Consider the following 14,860-nt stretch of genomic DNA (forward strand, 5'->3'; position numbering starts at 1 on the left):
GGCGGGACCGGGCCGCCCCGGGCAGCGACCACCGGACGGGGGACGGGCCTGTCCGCCCGGTGCCGGGTCGAAGGGCGGCCGGCGGCCGGGGGACAATCGGCGGATGAACGATTCCGTACCGGTCGTCCGGGACGTCGACGGCGGCACCGCCCGCCTGATGCCCGACATCGACCGCGCGCACGCCTGGGTGCTCACGGTGGACGGTGCGCCCCAGTCGTACGTGGACCTGGACGACCCCGCGTACCTGGAGTTCGAGTACGCGCGCAGGCTCGCTCACGTCGTCGACGGCGCCGCGGGGCCCGGCGAGCCCCTGGACGTCGTCCATCTCGGCGGCGGCGGGCTCTCACTGCCCCGGTACGTCGCCGCGACCCGGCCCGGCTCGCAGCAGGAAGTCGTCGAGGCCGACCGGGGGCTGCTCGCACTCGTCGCCGAGCACCTGCCGCTGCCGGACGGCGGGGCCGGGATCACGGTGCACGGCCAGGACGGGCGGGGCTGGCTGGAGAAAGCCCCTGCCGACTGCGCCGACGTCCTGATCGCGGACGTCTTCGGCGGCTCCCGGGTGCCTGCCGCCTTCACGTCGGTCGGCTACGCGCGCGAGGCGGCCCGGGTGCTGCGCGACGGCGGGATCTACGCGGCGAACCTCGCCGACGGGGCGCCCTTCGACTTCCTCCGCTCCCAACTCGCCACGTTCCGCACGGAGTTCACCGAGCTCGCGCTGATCGCGGAGCCAGGGGTGCTGCGCGGCCGCCGGTTCGGCAACGCGGTGCTCGTCGCCTCCCGCCGGCCGATCGACACCGTCTCCCTGGCCCGTCGTACGGCGGCTGACGCCTTTCCCGCGCGGGTCGAGCACGGCGCCGCGCTGGACCGGTTCGTCAGAGGAGCGGCAGCGGTCCCCGACGCGGACGCGGTCGCGTCACCCGAGCCGCCCGCCGGTGCCTTCGGCATCGGGTGAGGACAGCTGGGCGGACGGCAGGGGCGAGGGAGCGGGCGCAGGCGTGAGGTGCGGCTCCGGGGGCGGTCCCGGCGTGGCGGGTTCCGCCGCGAGCACCGGATCGGGGGAGCGGCGGCGGAGGTTGCGTACGTCGGGGATCATCAGCATCGCCACCGTCAGCACGACGATCAGGGCGGCCGAACCCCAGAGGGCGTTGGAGCGGCCGAAGGCGTTCTCGGCGGGCCCCGCGAGCGATGTCGCGATCGGCACCATGGCGAGCGAGCCCAGCCAGTCGTACGAGGAGACGCGGGAGAACTTCTCCTCGGGGATCTCCTGGTGCAGCGCGGTCATCCAGGAGACACCGAACATCTCCAGCGAGACACCGGTGACGAACATGACGGCGACGAGCGTCCACGCGGGCAGCGGGACCGCCAGGCCGGCGGAGGGCAGGGCGAGCGGGAAGACACAGAGCAGACCGGAGAACAGCAGCCGTCGGGGCTTCCAACGCATCATCACCACGGCTCCCAGGACGGTGCCCGCGCCGAACCCGGCCAGTGCGAAGCCCCACGGGGCGGCGCCGCCCAGGTGCTCCTCGGCGACCAGCGGCCCGTACACCGCCTCGGCCGCCGCGACCACCGCGTTGATCGCGGAGAACGCCCCCACGATGCCCCACAGCCACGGCCGGGAAGCGACCTCCTGCCAGCCCTCCCGGAGGTCGGAGAGCATTCCGCTGCTCCGCACCCGTTCCGGGATGTGCTTGACGTCGAGGAACGCACGCATCGCGCCCGCGACGGCGAACGCGGCCGCGTCGATGGCGAGCACCCAGCCGGGCCCGACTGCCGCGATCATCGCGCCGCCGAGCGCGGTGCCGCCGATCGCGGCGCCCTGGGTCGCCATCCGGAACACCGCGAAGGCCCGCCCGGCCTGTTCACCGGTCACGGTCGACAGCAGCATCCCCTCGGCGGCCGGGTTGAAGAACGCCTGCGCCGCGCCGCCGAGCCCGGCCAGCAGCATCATCTGCCACAGACCGGGGCTGCCGGTGAGCACCAGGAACGCGAAGAGGCCCTGCGAGACGCAGTTGAGGGCGTTGGCTGCGACCATCACCCGGTGCCGGGGCAGCCGGTCGGCCACCGCGCCGCCGATCAGGAGGAAGAGGATCAGCGGTACGGTCCTGGCCGCCGCGACCAGTCCCACGTCGCCCGCCGTGCCGCCGGCGGCCAGGACCGCGAAGGACGCCGCGATGAGCGCCCCGTTCGAGCCGAGGTTGGTGACCACGGCGGACGCCGTGAGCAGCGAGTAGTTGCGGCTCGCCCAGGACGGGCGGCGGCGTGCGGCCGCGGACGGCGGCGGGTCGGCGGGAGAGGTCACTGAGGGACTATCGCCCCCGCCGCCCCCAGTTGCCAAACCGAACGGGCGTACCACTGCTCGGACACGGGAGCGCGCCCGCTCCGTACCCCGCCCACCTGCGGGAACAAGACCGGTGCGTACCCCGCCCACCTGCGGGAGTACGCCCGGTGCGGGGGGCTCAGCCAGTCAGGCGGACGGTGTTGAGGATCTTGGTGACCAGGGCCTCGGGAACCTCGTCCTTGACGCCCTTGGCGCTGTGCAGGACCCAGGTCTTGAAGTCGCCCTGCGCGTTCTTGAAGCCGAAGGCGTACGCCTTGCCGTCGGTGACGCAGCGGGAGGTCTTCTTCACGCCGACCACGGTGGCGGTCGAGAGGCTGCCGGTGAGGCCGGAGGTCGTGGTCCAGGGCTTGGCCTTGCCCACCTTGACCTTGTCCTTGTCGTTCAGACCGTAGCCGCCGTACGCCCAGTTTCCCGCCTGGCCCTCGGCCACGTCGGCGGTGGTCTTCGAGCCCGTGATGGTGCCGGTGGTGCCTGTCTGGGAGAGAGAGGTGTCGTCCACCTCCCCGTCCTTGTCGGTCTCCGAGCACCACTTCGCCTTCAGCGTCGCGGGGGCGGACATGATGGCGATGGTCTTGCCCGCGTCGTCCTCGAAGCCGATGAGCCTGTCGGACGAGGCCGCCACCCAGTCCGGCGGGACGTCGAACATCGACCCGTGCTTGGGGTTGACGACGACCTTCCAGCCGGGAACGGTCGGCTTGGTGTCGATGCCCGCACGCGGGTTGCTCGCGCTGCCGCCGGGGGCGGGCGCCGCCGGGTCGGACGCGGGCGGGGCGGTCGGCTGCTTCGTGGCGGGCGCCTGGGAGTTCTTGTCCCCGCCCGCCTGCGGCGTGCCGCCCTTGCCGTCCTTGTCGTCCTTGAGGACGAAGACGCCGGTGCCCACGAGCGCGGCGATGACCACCACGCCCGCGACGACAGCGGTAATGACCGTCTTCTTGCGCTCGTTCCGCGGACCGTCGGGACCACCGGGACCGCCGGGCACGGGTGGTCCTGGCGGCGCGGGCGTTCCGTACTGGTGCTGGTAGCCGCTCGCCCCGGTCTGCTCCTGGTACGGGTTCGCCCCGGGCGACGTCGGTACGGGGCCGGGCGCCGGGTATCCGTAACCCGGTGCCGGAGCGGGCTGCTGGTGGCCGCCGGGCGGCGGGGTCACGGGCGGGCCACCGGCCGGCGGCATCCCGGGCGGCGGTGTGTTCGGGTACCCCGGCTGCTGGTACGGGTTCTTGTCCTGCGGATTCTGCTCGCCCCCGGGCGGCTGCTGTCCTGGCCACATGACGCGTAACCATAGAGGGGCGCCGACGGCAGGGCCACCGCCGCCCCTGGAGGGAAGGTGAAGGGTTGCGGGAAGGGATGGCCAAACAAGGCTACCCATGGGTAACATAACTGGGTATGAGCGCAGATCAGATGTCCGTCGGCGAGATGCTCGCCGCAACGGTTCCCATGGCCCGCACGCTGGGCCTGGAGTTCCTGGAGACCACCCCTGAGCGGGCCGTCGTCCGCCTGCCGGACCGCGGCGAGTACCACAACCACGTCGGCGGACCGCACGCCGGAGCGATGTTCACCCTGGCCGAGTCGGCGAGCGGTGCGATCGTGATCGCCGCCTTCGGCGACCAGCTGACCCGCGCCGTGCCGCTCGCCGTCAAGGCCGAGATCGGCTACAAGAAGCTCGCCATGGGCGTGGTCACCGCGACCGCCACCCTGGGCCGCCCGATCGCCGACGTGGTGGCGGAGCTGGACGCCGGTGAGCGCCCGGAGTTCCCCGTCGAGATCGCGATCACCCGGGAGGACGGGGCGGTGACAGGGGAGATGACCGTCGTCTGGACACTGCGCCCGAACGCTCCGAACAAGTAGGCCCGCCGGGGCTGTTGCGCAGACGTCAACGGGGCGGCGCCTCCTCCGTGTGAATGGGGCAGGGGCCGCCCTCCCGTACGTCCGGTGCCGCGGCAGGCGGCCCGGCGCACCCGCCGCCACGGTGTGACCAGCCAGGTAGGCTGCCCGGCGTGCGCCGCTCGGGCGCCGGCCGGGCGGCTCTGCCCGTGCGCATCCAGGTACGACGGAGGAACCGGCTTTGGACGTCCAGCACTGGCTCGAAACCGTGCCGGCGGTGAGCATCTACATCCTGGTGGGGGTGGTCATCGGGGTGGAGAGCCTCGGCATCCCGCTGCCCGGTGAGATCGTCCTCGTCAGTTCGGCGCTGCTCGCCTCCCAGCACGGTGAGATCAACCCGTACATCCTGGGTGCGTGCGCCACGGCGGGTGCGATCATCGGCGACTCGATCGGGTACGCGATCGGGCGCAAGGGCGGACGGCCGCTGCTCGCCTGGATGGGCAACAGGTTCCCCAAGCACTTCGGCGAGGCGCAGATCGCCATGGCGGAGCGCTCGTTCCAGAAGTGGGGCATGTGGGCGGTCTTCTTCGGCCGCTTCGTTGCCCTGCTCCGGATCTTCGCCGGACCGCTCGCGGGCGTACTGCGGATGCCGTACTGGAAGTTCCTCATCGCCAACGTGCTGGGCGGCATCGTCTGGGCGGGCGGCACGACGGCCGTCATCTACTCGGTGGGTGTGGTCGCCGAGGCGTGGCTGAAGCGCTTCTCCTGGCTGGGCCTGCTTGCCGCGGTGCTCTTCGGGGTCGCCTCGATGCTGGTGCTGAAGAACCGGGCGAAGAAGGCCGCCGCGAAGGCGGAGGCCGACTCAGCGCGGCAGCCCGAGGCCGGTGCGGACCAGGCAGGGGCGCAGTCGGTCGCGGTGGGGACGGACCGGTCGACGACGGCTTCGGGGACCGTGGCGGCCAACGCCACGGGGACCGCAGACTGATCATTCGTCCGCCACGTTCCAAGGAGAGCACCTCATGACAGAAGCAGCAGCTCAGCCGGGCGGCCCCGGCCAGTGCCTGGTGATGGGCGTCAACGGCAGTCAGCCGCGGCTCTCCCCGGCGGCCTTCGCCGCCCCGACCTCCGTCGTCGTCGGTGAGGTCACCATGGCCGAGGGCGCGAGCCTCTGGTACCACGCCGTGCTGCGTGCCGACTGCGGGCCCATCGTCATCGGCGCGGACTCCAATGTCCAGGACAACTGCACCGTTCACGTCGACCCCGGGTTCCCCGTCACCGTCGGGGAGCGCGTCTCGATAGGCCACAACGCCGTGCTGCACGGCTGCACCGTGGAGGACGACGTCCTCGTCGGCATGGGGGCCACCGTCCTCAACGGCGCGGTCATCGGCGCCGGTTCGCTGATCGCCGCCCAGGCGCTGGTTCCGCAGGGCATGACGGTGCCGCCGGGTTCGCTCGTCGCCGGTGTTCCGGCGAAGGTGCGGCGGGAGCTCACGCCGGAGGAGCGCGAGGGCATCAAGCTCAACGCCCTCATGTACCGCGACCTGGCCAAGCAGCACGGCGACGCGGTGGCGCAGGCCCGCTCGTCGGCAGGTGTGCAGTCCGACGGGGCGTGAGGCACACTTCGGCCGGTCCCGCGAGCCGGACTGCTGCGACCGGCCGCACCGCGGGTCCGAACGGAGGTAAGCGGGTCGGCCCCGTAATAGGGCGGAGGGTGCACGGTATGCCTAAGTGCGTCCCAATTCCTCCCCCTAGGAGTCCCAGATGCGCACCATAGCTGGGCGGGCGGTGGCGGCTTCGGCCCTGGCCGTCACCGCCGTCGCACCCCTCGCAGGCATCGCTACGGCGAGCACGGTCGAGCGGACGGCCGCGCCGGCGGCCGCGGCCGCCCGCTGCTGAAGGCACCAGGGGCACGTGTTCTGCGACGAAGGACCGTGGCACCACCACGGCCTCGTTCTGGTTCTGGGCCTGGGCGTTCTGCTCTGACCCGGGCGACACCAGAATCAGCGGAGCCACCAGAACGACTTGCACCATCGGCAGTACGGCACCACCGGCAGTACCAGCAGGGCCGGAAACAGCGGAGGGCCGTGCGGCGCATCGTCCCAGTGCGCCGCGCGGCCCTCTTCGTCCACGGCCCGGTGCGCCGCACCGGCCCACTTCGTTCACGACCCAATACCCGCGCGGCCCTCTTCGTCCACGCCGGCGTTGGGGCGCAGATCACAGGCGGCCTTTTCCAACAGCCGGGCCCCTGACGACTACCGTGTGCGGGTGCCGAAGAACAGAAACACGTTCTCCTTCTCCGCCCTGACGGGATCCGCGTCGCAGGCCCTCTCCGCCGCCGCGCTCTGGCGGCGCCGAGCCACGACCAGGGCCGTGCACAGTGGCTGGCGGCTGGTCCAGCAGGCGGGTGCGGTCAGTGCACAGCGTCCAGGGCGGCTGCGCTTCGGTTCCCTGGGCCACGGCAGCAAACTCGCCTTCCCGCAGGGCACCGTCTTCGGCGAGCCCTGGATCCACCTCGGCGACTACTGCATCATCGGCGAACACGTCACGCTCACCGCGGGGATGATGCCCGACCTCGACCTCGGTCCCGACCCGATACTCACCCTCGGGAACGGCGTCGTCCTCGGCCGGGGCAGCCACATCATCGCCGACACCACGGTCACCGTCGGCGACGACTGCTACTTCGGCCCGCACGTCTACGTCACCTCGACGAACCACAGTTACGACGACCCCGAGCAGCCCGTCGGCAAGCAGTGGCCCCGCACCGAACCGGTGGAGATCGGGCCCGGCTGCTGGGTCGGTACCAACGCCGTGATCCTGCCGGGCGCGAAGCTCGGCCGCAACGTCGTCGTCGCGGCGGGAGCCGTCGTGCGAGGTGAGGTCCCCGACCACGCGGTGGTGGCGGGCGCGCCCGCGCGGATCGTACGCCGCTGGGACAAGGAGGACGGGTGGCAGCCGCCGATGCGCACCCCCGCGCCCGTCCCGATACCGCACGACATCACTCCGCAACAGCTGGTCGCACTGGCCGAGTTGGAGCAGGAGGCCTCGTAGCCCGGCCGGCGCTCGTCCGCACTCCGGGCGGCAGGCCCGCAGCTCTGCCGGACATTCCAGTAAAGTGGACCGTCCGTCCAAAATAGTGGACGGCCTGGCCACCTCCTGAGACGGACGGAACGTGTCGGACCTCGACCAGCTCACGCAGTCGCTCGCCCGCAACCTCAAACGCTGGCGCGGCGAGAGGGGATTCACCCTCGACGCGCTGGCCACCCGGGCGGGCGTCAGCCGCGGCATGATCATCCAGATCGAGCAGGCGCGCACCAACCCCAGTGTGGGCATCACCGTGAAGCTCGCCGACGCGCTCGGCGTCAGCATCAGCACGCTCCTCGACCACGAACAGGACGTGCCCGTACGTCTGGTGGCGGCCGAGCAGGCCGTCCGCATGTGGTCCACCGGGGCGGGCAGCCACGCCTCGCTCCTCGTCGGGACCGAGAGCCGCGGTCCGCTCGAACTGTGGGCCTGGCACCTGACGCCGGGTGACGCACACAGCTCCGACCCGCACCCGCCCGGGAGCACCGAACTCCTGCGCGTCACCGCGGGCGAACTCACCCTGGTGGTGGGCGCCATCTCGCACGCGGTCCCGGCCGGCACCTCGGCCACCTTCCGGGCCGACGCCCCGCACGCGTACCGCAACGACGGCACGACGGCGGTGGAGATGACGATGGCGGTGTCGATTCCGCCCGTGAGGTGACCGACCGGAGGCGGATCCCTACCATGGCTGTGAACGATCCAGGCTGTCGGACGGGGGACCCGTGGACGAGAACACCTTTCCGGTGCGGATGCAGACAGGGCAGACGCAGCCGGGCCATCCGCAGCCGGGCCGGCCAGGCCCGATCCAGCCGCACCCGGGCGCCCAAGGGGGGCCGCCCTGGGGAACGATGGACGATCACCTGCTCTACACCTGCGGCGTCGTCCACGACCTGACCCAGGGCCGCCTGGCGCACCGGCCGCCGCTGCCCACCACCGCCCGGCTCGCCCCCGGCGAGCTGTCGCTCGCCGCAGGTCCCGCCGCCCGGTCCACCTGGCGGGCCGTCGGCGACGGCTCGTACACGCAGACCAGCACCATGGCGATGGGCTCGACCGGGTTCGTCGTCGGCGCCCTCGCGGTGAACGCCATGGGCAACAACGCCCGCAGACAGCAGGCGCAGGCGGCGGCCCAGCCCCGCTGGGTCCTGGAAGGACAGGGCGAGGTCACCGTCACCGACCGCCGCGCGATCTTCTCGCACCCGCAGACCTGGCTCGACCTCGGCTGGGACGGGCTGTCCACCATGGACCTGGTCGCCACCGACACCTTCGAGTGCGCCTTCCACGACATCAACGGCAAGGGCTACACCACGGTGCGCCTGCACAGCCTCTGGGCGTCGCTGATCTTTGTGCTGGCGGCTTACGCGGCGTTCCCCGCGCACCCGCGGCTGCTCTCGCACGGCTGGCTGCCGCCGGGCTTCGAGGCACGCGCGGCAGCGTACGGCCGACCTTGCCCGTCCGTACGCTGACGAAGCATGCCGACGAGGCGAGGCGAGGCGAGGCGAGGCGAGGCGCGGCGCGGGTGCCGGCCGTGAGGTGTCGTCTCTCTCAGCCCAGGCGCGGGATCTCGATGGCCGGGCAGCGGTCCATGACCATGTCCAGGCCCGCGTCCGTGGTCCTGGCGTAGGCCGCCTCGTCCACCACGCCCAGCTGGAACCACACCGCCTTCGCCCCGATCGAGACCGCCTCGTCGGCCACCTGGCCCGCCAGGTCGCTGTTGACGAACACGTCCACCACGTCGACGGGGAAGGGGATTTCGGCCAGCGACGCATACCCCTGCTCGCCGTGCACCGCCTGTGCCTTCGGGTGCACCGGCACGACGCGCTTGCCGAAGCGCCGGAGGACCGCGGCCACCCCGTACGCGGCACGCGACTCGTTCGTGGACAGGCCGACCACCGCCCAGGTGTCGCCGCTCTCGGTCAGGATCCTGCGGATGGTCGCCGGGTCGCCGTACATGCCGTGCCTCCAAGGAGAGTGGGTCTGGGGACAGAACGTACGGGCGGGCCGACGGATTCCCCGGCAGCGACGTTTCGCCAGGTCCGCATAGGGTGGGTGGATGCAGGAGCAGTACCGGACCGTCCCCCACGAGGGCGTGCACGAGACGGAGATCAACCGATCCCGGTTCCTCTGCGTGCTCGCACCCGCCGCGACCGAGCAGGAGGCACAGGACTTCGTCGCGCGCGTCCGCAAGGAGCACCCGACCGCCTCCCACAACTGCTACGCGTACGTGGTCGGCGCCGACGCGGGGATCCAGAAGGCCAGCGACGACGGAGAGCCGGGCGGCACCGCCGGTGTCCCGATGCTCCAGATGCTGATGCGCCGCGAGGTGCGCTACGCCGTCGCGGTCGTCACCCGTTACTACGGCGGTGTGAAACTCGGCGCGGGTGGCCTGATCAGGGCGTACGGAGGCGTGGTCGGCGAGGCACTGGACGAGCTCGGCACCGTCACGCGCCGCCGCTTCCGGCTCGCCACCGTCACGATTGACCACCAGCGCGCGGGAAAGCTGGAGAACGACCTGCGGACCACCGGGCGTTCCGTGCGCGAGGTGTCGTACGGGGAGGCGGTGACCATCGGCATCGGACTGCCCGACTCCGACGTGGAGTCCTTCCGCAGCTGGCTCGCGGACGCGACGGCGGGGACCGCCGGGTTCGAGCTGGGCGGCGAGGCGTACGGCGACGGCTGAGGCGGGTCGCGCGGGGGACGGCTCGAAGGCGCGGGGGACGGCTCGAAGCACACCCTCCGCGGGTCGTTCCGGGTGCCCACGGGCGGCTTGGCGGGTTCGGCCCGAAGCATTCGAGGGTCGTACCTCCGCGGGGCCCCTCCGGGCGGATCCCGGCAGGTCCGGCCGGTGACGCGTGAGGCCGGTGGTGAGGCGGATTCCACCGTTGCCGTCTTGATTGTCGGACCCTCCCTTTACTCTCGTGAACCATGAGGCTTCTGCACACGTCCGACTGGCACCTCGGGCGGTCCTTCCACCGGGTGGGACTGCTCGACGCCCAGGCCGCGTACCTCGACCACCTGGTCGAGACGGTTCGCGCGCACGAGGTGGACGTGGTGCTGGTCGCGGGGGACGTGTACGACCGCGCCGTGCCCCCGCTCGCCGCGGTGGAGATCTTCGACATGGCCCTGCACCGGCTCGCCGCCGAGGAGGTGCCGACGGTGATGATCTCCGGCAACCACGACTCGGCCCGCCGGCTCGGCGTCGGGGCGGGCCTCATCGAGCGGGCCGGCATCCACCTGCGGACCGACCCGGCGGGCTGCGCCACCCCGGTGATGCTGTCAGACGACCACGGCGACGTGGCCTTCTACGGACTGCCCTACCTGGAGCCCGCGCTCGTGAAGGACCAGCTCGGCGCGGCCAAGGCACGGCACGAACAGGTCCTGACCGCCGCCATGGACCAGGTCCGCGCCGACCTCGCCTCCCGGCCCGCCGGCACCCGCTCGGTCGTCCTGGCGCACGCCTTCGTCGCGGGCGGCGAACCGTCCGACAGCGAGCGGGACATCACCGTCGGCGGGGTGGCCGCCGTCCCCGCCGGGGTCTTCGACGGCGTCGACTACGTCGCGCTCGGTCATCTGCACGGCGCGCAGCGGGTCACCGAGCGGGTCCGCTACTCCGGATCGCCGCTCGCCTACTCCTTCTCCGAGGCCGACCACCGCAAGACGATGTGGCTGATCGACCTCGGCCCCGGCGGGGAGATCGCCGGGGCCGACCGGCTCGACTGCCCCGCGCCCCGCCCGCTCGCCCGGCTGCGCGGCCGGCTGGAGGACCTGCTCGAAGACCCCGCCCTGGACGGGCACGAGGGCTCCTGGGTCGAGGCGACGCTGACCGACCCGGTCCGCCCGGACGACCCGATGGCCAGGCTCTGCGCGCGCTTCCCGCACACCGTCAGCCTGGTCTTCGCCCCCGACCGGGGCCCCGAGGACGATCACGTCTCGTACGCCCAGCGGCTCAAGGGGCGCGACGACCAGCAGATCGCGGAGGACTTCGTGGCGCACGTACGCGGCGGCAGCGGCCCCGACGGGCGGGAACGGGCCGTGCTGCGGGGCGTCTTCGACGACGTCCGGGTCGACGAGACGGTGCGCGAGGTCGCCCGATGAGACTGCACTCCCTGCGCATCACCGCCTTCGGCCCCTTCGGCTCCACCCAGCAGGTCGACTTCGACGCGCTGTCCGGCGCGGGACTGTTCCTGCTGCACGGGCCGACGGGTGCGGGCAAGACCTCCGTCCTGGACGCCGTCTGCTTCGCGCTGTACGGATCGGTGCCCGGTGCACGCGAAGGGCGCGGGCCCACCCTGCGCAGCGACCACGCCGCCCCCGGCCTCCCCACCGAGGTCGCCCTCGAACTGACCGTCGGCGGACGCCGGCTGGCGGTCACCCGCAGGCCGGCCCAGCAACGTCCCAAGAAGGGCCGCCGCACCGGATTCGTCACCGACAAGGCACAGAGCTGGCTGAGCGAGTACGACGCGGACTCGGGGCAGTGGCAGGCCCTGAGCCGCTCCCACCAGGAGATCGGCGAGGAGATCGGCCAGCTCGTCGGGATGAACCGCGAGCAGTTCTGCCAGGTCGTGCTGCTCCCGCAGGGCGACTTCGCCCGGTTCCTGCGTGCCGACGCGGAAGCCCGCGGCAAACTCCTCGGCAAGCTCTTCGACACCCGCAGGTTCGCCGCCGTCGAGGAGCGTCTCGCCGAACTGCGGCGCACCGCCGAGCAGCAGGTCAAGGCAGGCGACGACCGGCTCCTCGCGCTCGCCGAACGGACGGCGGAGGCGGCGGGCCCGGCCGCGGCCGACCTGCCGCGGCCCGAGGAGCGCCCCGGTGACCCGGGGCTCGCCGCGTCGGTCCTTGGGTGGGCCGCGGTGATCCGCAGCGGCGCCACCGAACGCCGCGACCTCGCGGACCTCGCCGTCGCGGCCACCGGGAGCAGGCAGGCAGCGGCCCGCCGCGTCCTGGAGGAGCAGCGCGAACTGCTCCGGCTCCAGGAGCGCTTCGCCGACACCCGGCGGCGCGCCGACGCCCTGGACGCCCGCCGCGAGGAGTACGAGCGGCTGTGCGCCCGCCAGGACCTGGCCAGGGCCGCCGACCGGGTGGCACCCGCACTGGCCCTGCGGGACGCAGCCGACCGGGAGCACCGGATCGCGAGCCGCGACTGTGAGCAGGCCCGCGGCCGGCTCCCCGCGTCCCTCGCGGACGCCGGCGTCGACCAGCTCGCCGAGCGCGAACGCCGGATGCGGCAGGAACTGGGCGGCCTCGACGCCGCCCGCCGGGCCGAGCGCCGCACCGCCGAACTCGGCGCCGAACGCGCCGCGCTCGACCGGGAGGCCCGCGCGGACGACGAACTGCGCCAGGACGCCGACGAGTGGCTGGCCGGGTGGGAGGGCGTACGGCGCGCTCACCAGGAGCGCATCGAGGCCGCGCAGGAGGCGGCCACCCGCGCCGGCCACCTGGAGTCGCAGGTGGAACCGGCCCACGCCCGGCTCGACGCCGCCCGCCGCCGTGACGAACTCGGCCGGCAGGTGGGCACGGCGGAGGACGAGGTGCGGGCCGCCCGCGACAGTTCGGGCAGTGCCCGCGAGAGCTGGCTCGACCTGCGCGAGCGCAGGCTCAGCGGGATCGCCGCCGAGCTGGCCGCCGGCCTGAGCGAAGGCGAGGCCTGCAAGGTCTGTGGCGCCACCGAGCACCCGGCCCCCGCCCGCGCCGGGGCGCGGCACGTCGACCGGGCCGCCGAGCAGCAGGCCGAGGAGGCGTACGGCAGGGCAGAGGCCGCCAGGACGCAGGCCGAGAGCGCACTGTCACGGCTGCGCGAAACCCTCGCCGCCGCGCAGGCCGAGGCAGGCGGTGCGAGCGTCGCGGAACTCGCCGCGCACGCCCACCAGGTGCAGCGCGAGTACACCGCGGCGCGCACCGGTGCGGGCGACATGCACGCCGCGAGGGAGGCCCTCGACCGGGCCGAGCGCGAGTACACCCGCCGCGTCGAGGCGCGGGAGCAGGCCGCACGGCGTGGCGCCGCCCGCACCTCCCACCGCGAGGCCCTCGACCGGGAACTCACCTCCCTGGAGGAGGAGCTGGCCCGCTCACGCGGAGAAGCGGGCAGTGTGGAGGAACAGTTCGCGCTGTTGCGGCACCGGGTCGAGCTGCTCGCCGGAGCGGCGGAGACGGTCCGCGCCCACGAGGTGACGGCGGAGCGGCTCAAGGAGGCCGACGGCGCGCTGGCCGACGCCGCGTTCAAGGCCGGGTTCGCGACGCCGCAGGACGCGGGCGCGGCCTTCCTGGACGACCCTCGCCGGCGCGAGCTCCAGCACCGCATCGACGCCTGGCAGTCCGAACGGGCGGCGGTCGCCGAGCGGCTGCGGGAGGCCGACGCGGCGGACGCGGCGCAGCAGCCCGGCGCCGACCCGCGGACGGCGCAGGACGCACTCGCCGCCGCCGAACGCGCACAGCGGGACGCCACCTCGGCGTACGACGCGGCCAGGAGCCGGTGCGCGGCACTGGCCCGCCTCGCGCGGCAGGCCGAGGCCGAAGCACGCCAACTCGGCCCGCTGCGCACGGAGTACGAACGGGTGGCCCGCCTCGCCGGACTGACCGCGGGGACCTCCGCCGACAACGAACGCAAGATGCGCCTTGAGTCGTACGTGCTCGCGGCCCGGCTCGAACAGGTCGCCGCCGCCGCGACCGCACGGCTGCACCGGATGTCCGACGGCCGGTACACGCTCGTCCACTCCGACGAGCGGAGCGCCGGGACGGGCAGCCGGCGGGCCGGCCTCGGCCTGCACGTCGTCGACTCCTGGACGGGCCGCGAACGCGACACCTCGACCCTGTCGGGCGGTGAGACCTTCTTCGCCTCCCTGGCCCTCGCGCTCGGCCTCGCGGACGTGGTCACCGACGAGGCGGGCGGGGTGCGCCTGGACACCCTCTTCATCGACGAGGGCTTCGGCAGCCTCGACGAGCAGACCCTCGACGAGGTCATCGACGTCCTGGACGCGCTGCGCGAACGCAACCGCAACGTCGGCATCGTGAGCCACGTCGGCGACCTGCGCCAGCGCATCGGAACCCGGCTCGAAGTGGTCAAACAACGCAACGGCTCGGCGGTCCGCCACCACCTCTAGGCAGGGACGGACCGGCTGACCGCACGGCGTGCCAGCGGTGAGGAGTAGACGACGCTGGTCGTCACGGAGCCGAGCGCCCCGATCCGCCCCGACACCTCCTCCAGGTGCCGCATGGACCGCGCGGCGACCTTGAGCACGAAGCAGTCGTCGCCCGTGACGTGGTGCGCCTCCAGCACCTCGGGCGTCGCGTCCAGCAGGTCGTGGAACGGCTTGTAGTTGCCGTGCGGATAGCGCAGCCGTACGAACGCCAGGATCGGTATCCCGAGCCGTTCGGGCTCGACCACGGCGGAGTACCCGGAGATCACGCCCGCCTCCTCCAGCCTGCGGACCCGCTCGGTCACCGCGCTCGACGACATCGAGACGGCCCGCGCCAGCTCCGCGAACGTGGCCCGGCCGTCCCGCTGCAGGGCTTCCAGAATGCGCCAGTCGGTGGCGTCCGGTGAATATCCGGTCATGGGCCCAGACAACAGGGGAATCCCCGGCAGATCAAGAGAAGTGCAGGGGGAGGCTACTTCAAGCCAATGAT

Annotated in this window: 15 protein-coding genes; 11 read left to right on the forward strand and 4 right to left on the reverse strand. The window is 72.9% G+C overall.

Going from position 1 to position 14,860, the window contains the following annotated elements; translation table 11 throughout:
• Positions 1 to 103: 103 nt before the first annotated feature.
• Positions 104 to 952 carry a spermidine synthase gene (locus ACIQM4_RS22505; protein ID WP_401594363.1) on the forward strand — a complete coding sequence of 283 codons (849 nt, stop codon included), beginning with the start codon at positions 104 to 106 and terminating at the stop codon, positions 950 to 952.
• Here ACIQM4_RS22505 and ACIQM4_RS22510 read toward each other — a convergent pair.
• Together ACIQM4_RS22510 and ACIQM4_RS22515 are read right to left on the reverse strand one after the other, a co-directional pair.
• The gene (locus ACIQM4_RS22510; RefSeq protein WP_401594365.1) at positions 914 to 2,299 is read right to left on the reverse strand and encodes an MFS transporter; all 1,386 of its coding nucleotides are present in this window, start codon (positions 2,297 to 2,299) and stop codon (positions 914 to 916) included. The two genes, ACIQM4_RS22505 and ACIQM4_RS22510, sit on opposite strands and share 39 nt — an antisense overlap.
• Positions 2,300 to 2,456: 157 nt before the next feature.
• Positions 2,457 to 3,605 carry a hypothetical protein gene (locus ACIQM4_RS22515; protein ID WP_401594368.1) on the reverse strand — a complete coding sequence of 383 codons (1,149 nt, stop codon included), beginning with the start codon at positions 3,603 to 3,605 and terminating at the stop codon, positions 2,457 to 2,459.
• Positions 3,606 to 3,736: 131 nt separating this feature from the next.
• Here ACIQM4_RS22515 and ACIQM4_RS22520 point away from each other — a divergent pair, with 131 nt between their 5' ends.
• The 7 genes from ACIQM4_RS22520 to ACIQM4_RS22550 all read left to right on the forward strand — a co-directional run bounded on the left by ACIQM4_RS22520 (position 3,737) and on the right by ACIQM4_RS22550 (position 8,703).
• Positions 3,737 to 4,183: a DUF4442 domain-containing protein gene (locus ACIQM4_RS22520; RefSeq protein ID WP_401595027.1), complete on the forward strand. Its 447-nt coding sequence runs from the start codon at positions 3,737 to 3,739 to the stop codon at positions 4,181 to 4,183.
• Between the two features lie 217 nt (positions 4,184 to 4,400).
• Positions 4,401 to 5,144, forward strand: coding sequence for a DedA family protein (locus ACIQM4_RS22525; RefSeq protein ID WP_401594371.1), 744 nt, complete (start codon positions 4,401 to 4,403; stop codon positions 5,142 to 5,144).
• Between the two features lie 34 nt (positions 5,145 to 5,178).
• A complete protein-coding gene (locus tag ACIQM4_RS22530) occupies positions 5,179 to 5,772 on the forward strand; it encodes a gamma carbonic anhydrase family protein (protein ID WP_401594374.1) in 594 nt (197 codons plus the stop codon).
• Positions 5,773 to 5,920: 148 nt separating this feature from the next.
• Complete coding sequence (locus tag ACIQM4_RS22535) at positions 5,921 to 6,055, forward strand: hypothetical protein (protein ID WP_401594377.1); 135 nt, start codon at positions 5,921 to 5,923, stop codon at positions 6,053 to 6,055.
• Between the two features lie 369 nt (positions 6,056 to 6,424).
• The gene (locus ACIQM4_RS22540) at positions 6,425 to 7,207 is read left to right on the forward strand and encodes an acyltransferase (RefSeq protein ID WP_401594378.1); all 783 of its coding nucleotides are present in this window, start codon (positions 6,425 to 6,427) and stop codon (positions 7,205 to 7,207) included.
• A 121-nt stretch (positions 7,208 to 7,328) separates the two neighbouring features.
• A complete protein-coding gene (locus tag ACIQM4_RS22545; RefSeq protein ID WP_401594381.1) occupies positions 7,329 to 7,901 on the forward strand; it encodes a helix-turn-helix domain-containing protein in 573 nt (190 codons plus the stop codon).
• Between the two features lie 187 nt (positions 7,902 to 8,088).
• Complete coding sequence (locus ACIQM4_RS22550; RefSeq protein ID WP_401594383.1) at positions 8,089 to 8,703, forward strand: hypothetical protein; 615 nt, start codon at positions 8,089 to 8,091, stop codon at positions 8,701 to 8,703.
• A 79-nt stretch (positions 8,704 to 8,782) separates the two neighbouring features.
• On the opposite strand, the gene ACIQM4_RS22555 is transcribed toward ACIQM4_RS22550, so the two are convergent.
• On the reverse strand, positions 8,783 to 9,190 hold the full coding sequence (locus tag ACIQM4_RS22555) for a CoA-binding protein (RefSeq protein ID WP_401594385.1): 408 nt from the start codon (positions 9,188 to 9,190) through the stop codon (positions 8,783 to 8,785).
• 100 nt (positions 9,191 to 9,290) lie between these two features.
• On the opposite strand from ACIQM4_RS22555, the gene ACIQM4_RS22560 reads away from it, so the two are divergent.
• From ACIQM4_RS22560 to ACIQM4_RS22570, 3 genes are all read left to right on the forward strand, one after another.
• On the forward strand, positions 9,291 to 9,917 hold the full coding sequence (locus tag ACIQM4_RS22560) for a YigZ family protein (RefSeq protein ID WP_401594387.1): 627 nt from the start codon (positions 9,291 to 9,293) through the stop codon (positions 9,915 to 9,917).
• A 245-nt stretch (positions 9,918 to 10,162) separates the two neighbouring features.
• Positions 10,163 to 11,332, forward strand: a complete 1,170-nt coding sequence (locus ACIQM4_RS22565) for an exonuclease SbcCD subunit D (protein WP_401594390.1) — start codon at positions 10,163 to 10,165, stop codon at positions 11,330 to 11,332.
• Positions 11,329 to 14,334, forward strand: a complete 3,006-nt coding sequence (locus ACIQM4_RS22570; protein ID WP_401594392.1) for an AAA family ATPase — start codon at positions 11,329 to 11,331, stop codon at positions 14,332 to 14,334. Before ACIQM4_RS22565 ends, ACIQM4_RS22570 begins: the two co-directional genes overlap by 4 nt.
• On the opposite strand, the gene ACIQM4_RS22575 is transcribed toward ACIQM4_RS22570, so the two are convergent.
• Entirely contained in the window at positions 14,331 to 14,789 is a 459-nt protein-coding gene (locus ACIQM4_RS22575; RefSeq protein WP_401594395.1) for an Lrp/AsnC family transcriptional regulator, read from the reverse strand. The two genes, ACIQM4_RS22570 and ACIQM4_RS22575, sit on opposite strands and share 4 nt — an antisense overlap.
• Positions 14,790 to 14,860: the final 71 nt, after the last annotated feature.

The organism is Streptomyces sp. NPDC091272 (assembly GCF_044757485.1).
GTDB lineage: Bacteria > Actinomycetota > Actinomycetes > Streptomycetales > Streptomycetaceae > Streptomyces.

Excerpts from the sequence above, each read along its gene's own strand:
- ACIQM4_RS22575 (WP_401594395.1), bottom strand. The coding sequence starts at position 14,789 with ATGACCGGATATTCACCGGACGCCACCGACTGGCGCATTCTGGAAGCC.
- ACIQM4_RS22570 (WP_401594392.1), top strand. The coding sequence starts at position 11,329 with ATGAGACTGCACTCCCTGCGCATCACCGCCTTCGGCCCCTTCGGCTCC.
- ACIQM4_RS22515 (WP_401594368.1), bottom strand. The coding sequence starts at position 3,605 with ATGTGGCCAGGACAGCAGCCGCCCGGGGGCGAGCAGAATCCGCAGGAC.
- ACIQM4_RS22550 (WP_401594383.1), top strand. The coding sequence starts at position 8,089 with ATGGACGATCACCTGCTCTACACCTGCGGCGTCGTCCACGACCTGACC.
- ACIQM4_RS22530 (WP_401594374.1), top strand. The coding sequence starts at position 5,179 with ATGACAGAAGCAGCAGCTCAGCCGGGCGGCCCCGGCCAGTGCCTGGTG.
- ACIQM4_RS22555 (WP_401594385.1), bottom strand. The coding sequence starts at position 9,190 with ATGTACGGCGACCCGGCGACCATCCGCAGGATCCTGACCGAGAGCGGC.
- ACIQM4_RS22505 (WP_401594363.1), top strand. The coding sequence starts at position 104 with ATGAACGATTCCGTACCGGTCGTCCGGGACGTCGACGGCGGCACCGCC.
- ACIQM4_RS22535 (WP_401594377.1), top strand. The coding sequence starts at position 5,921 with ATGCGCACCATAGCTGGGCGGGCGGTGGCGGCTTCGGCCCTGGCCGTC.
- ACIQM4_RS22520 (WP_401595027.1), top strand. The coding sequence starts at position 3,737 with ATGTCCGTCGGCGAGATGCTCGCCGCAACGGTTCCCATGGCCCGCACG.
- ACIQM4_RS22565 (WP_401594390.1), top strand. The coding sequence starts at position 10,163 with ATGAGGCTTCTGCACACGTCCGACTGGCACCTCGGGCGGTCCTTCCAC.
- ACIQM4_RS22560 (WP_401594387.1), top strand. The coding sequence starts at position 9,291 with ATGCAGGAGCAGTACCGGACCGTCCCCCACGAGGGCGTGCACGAGACG.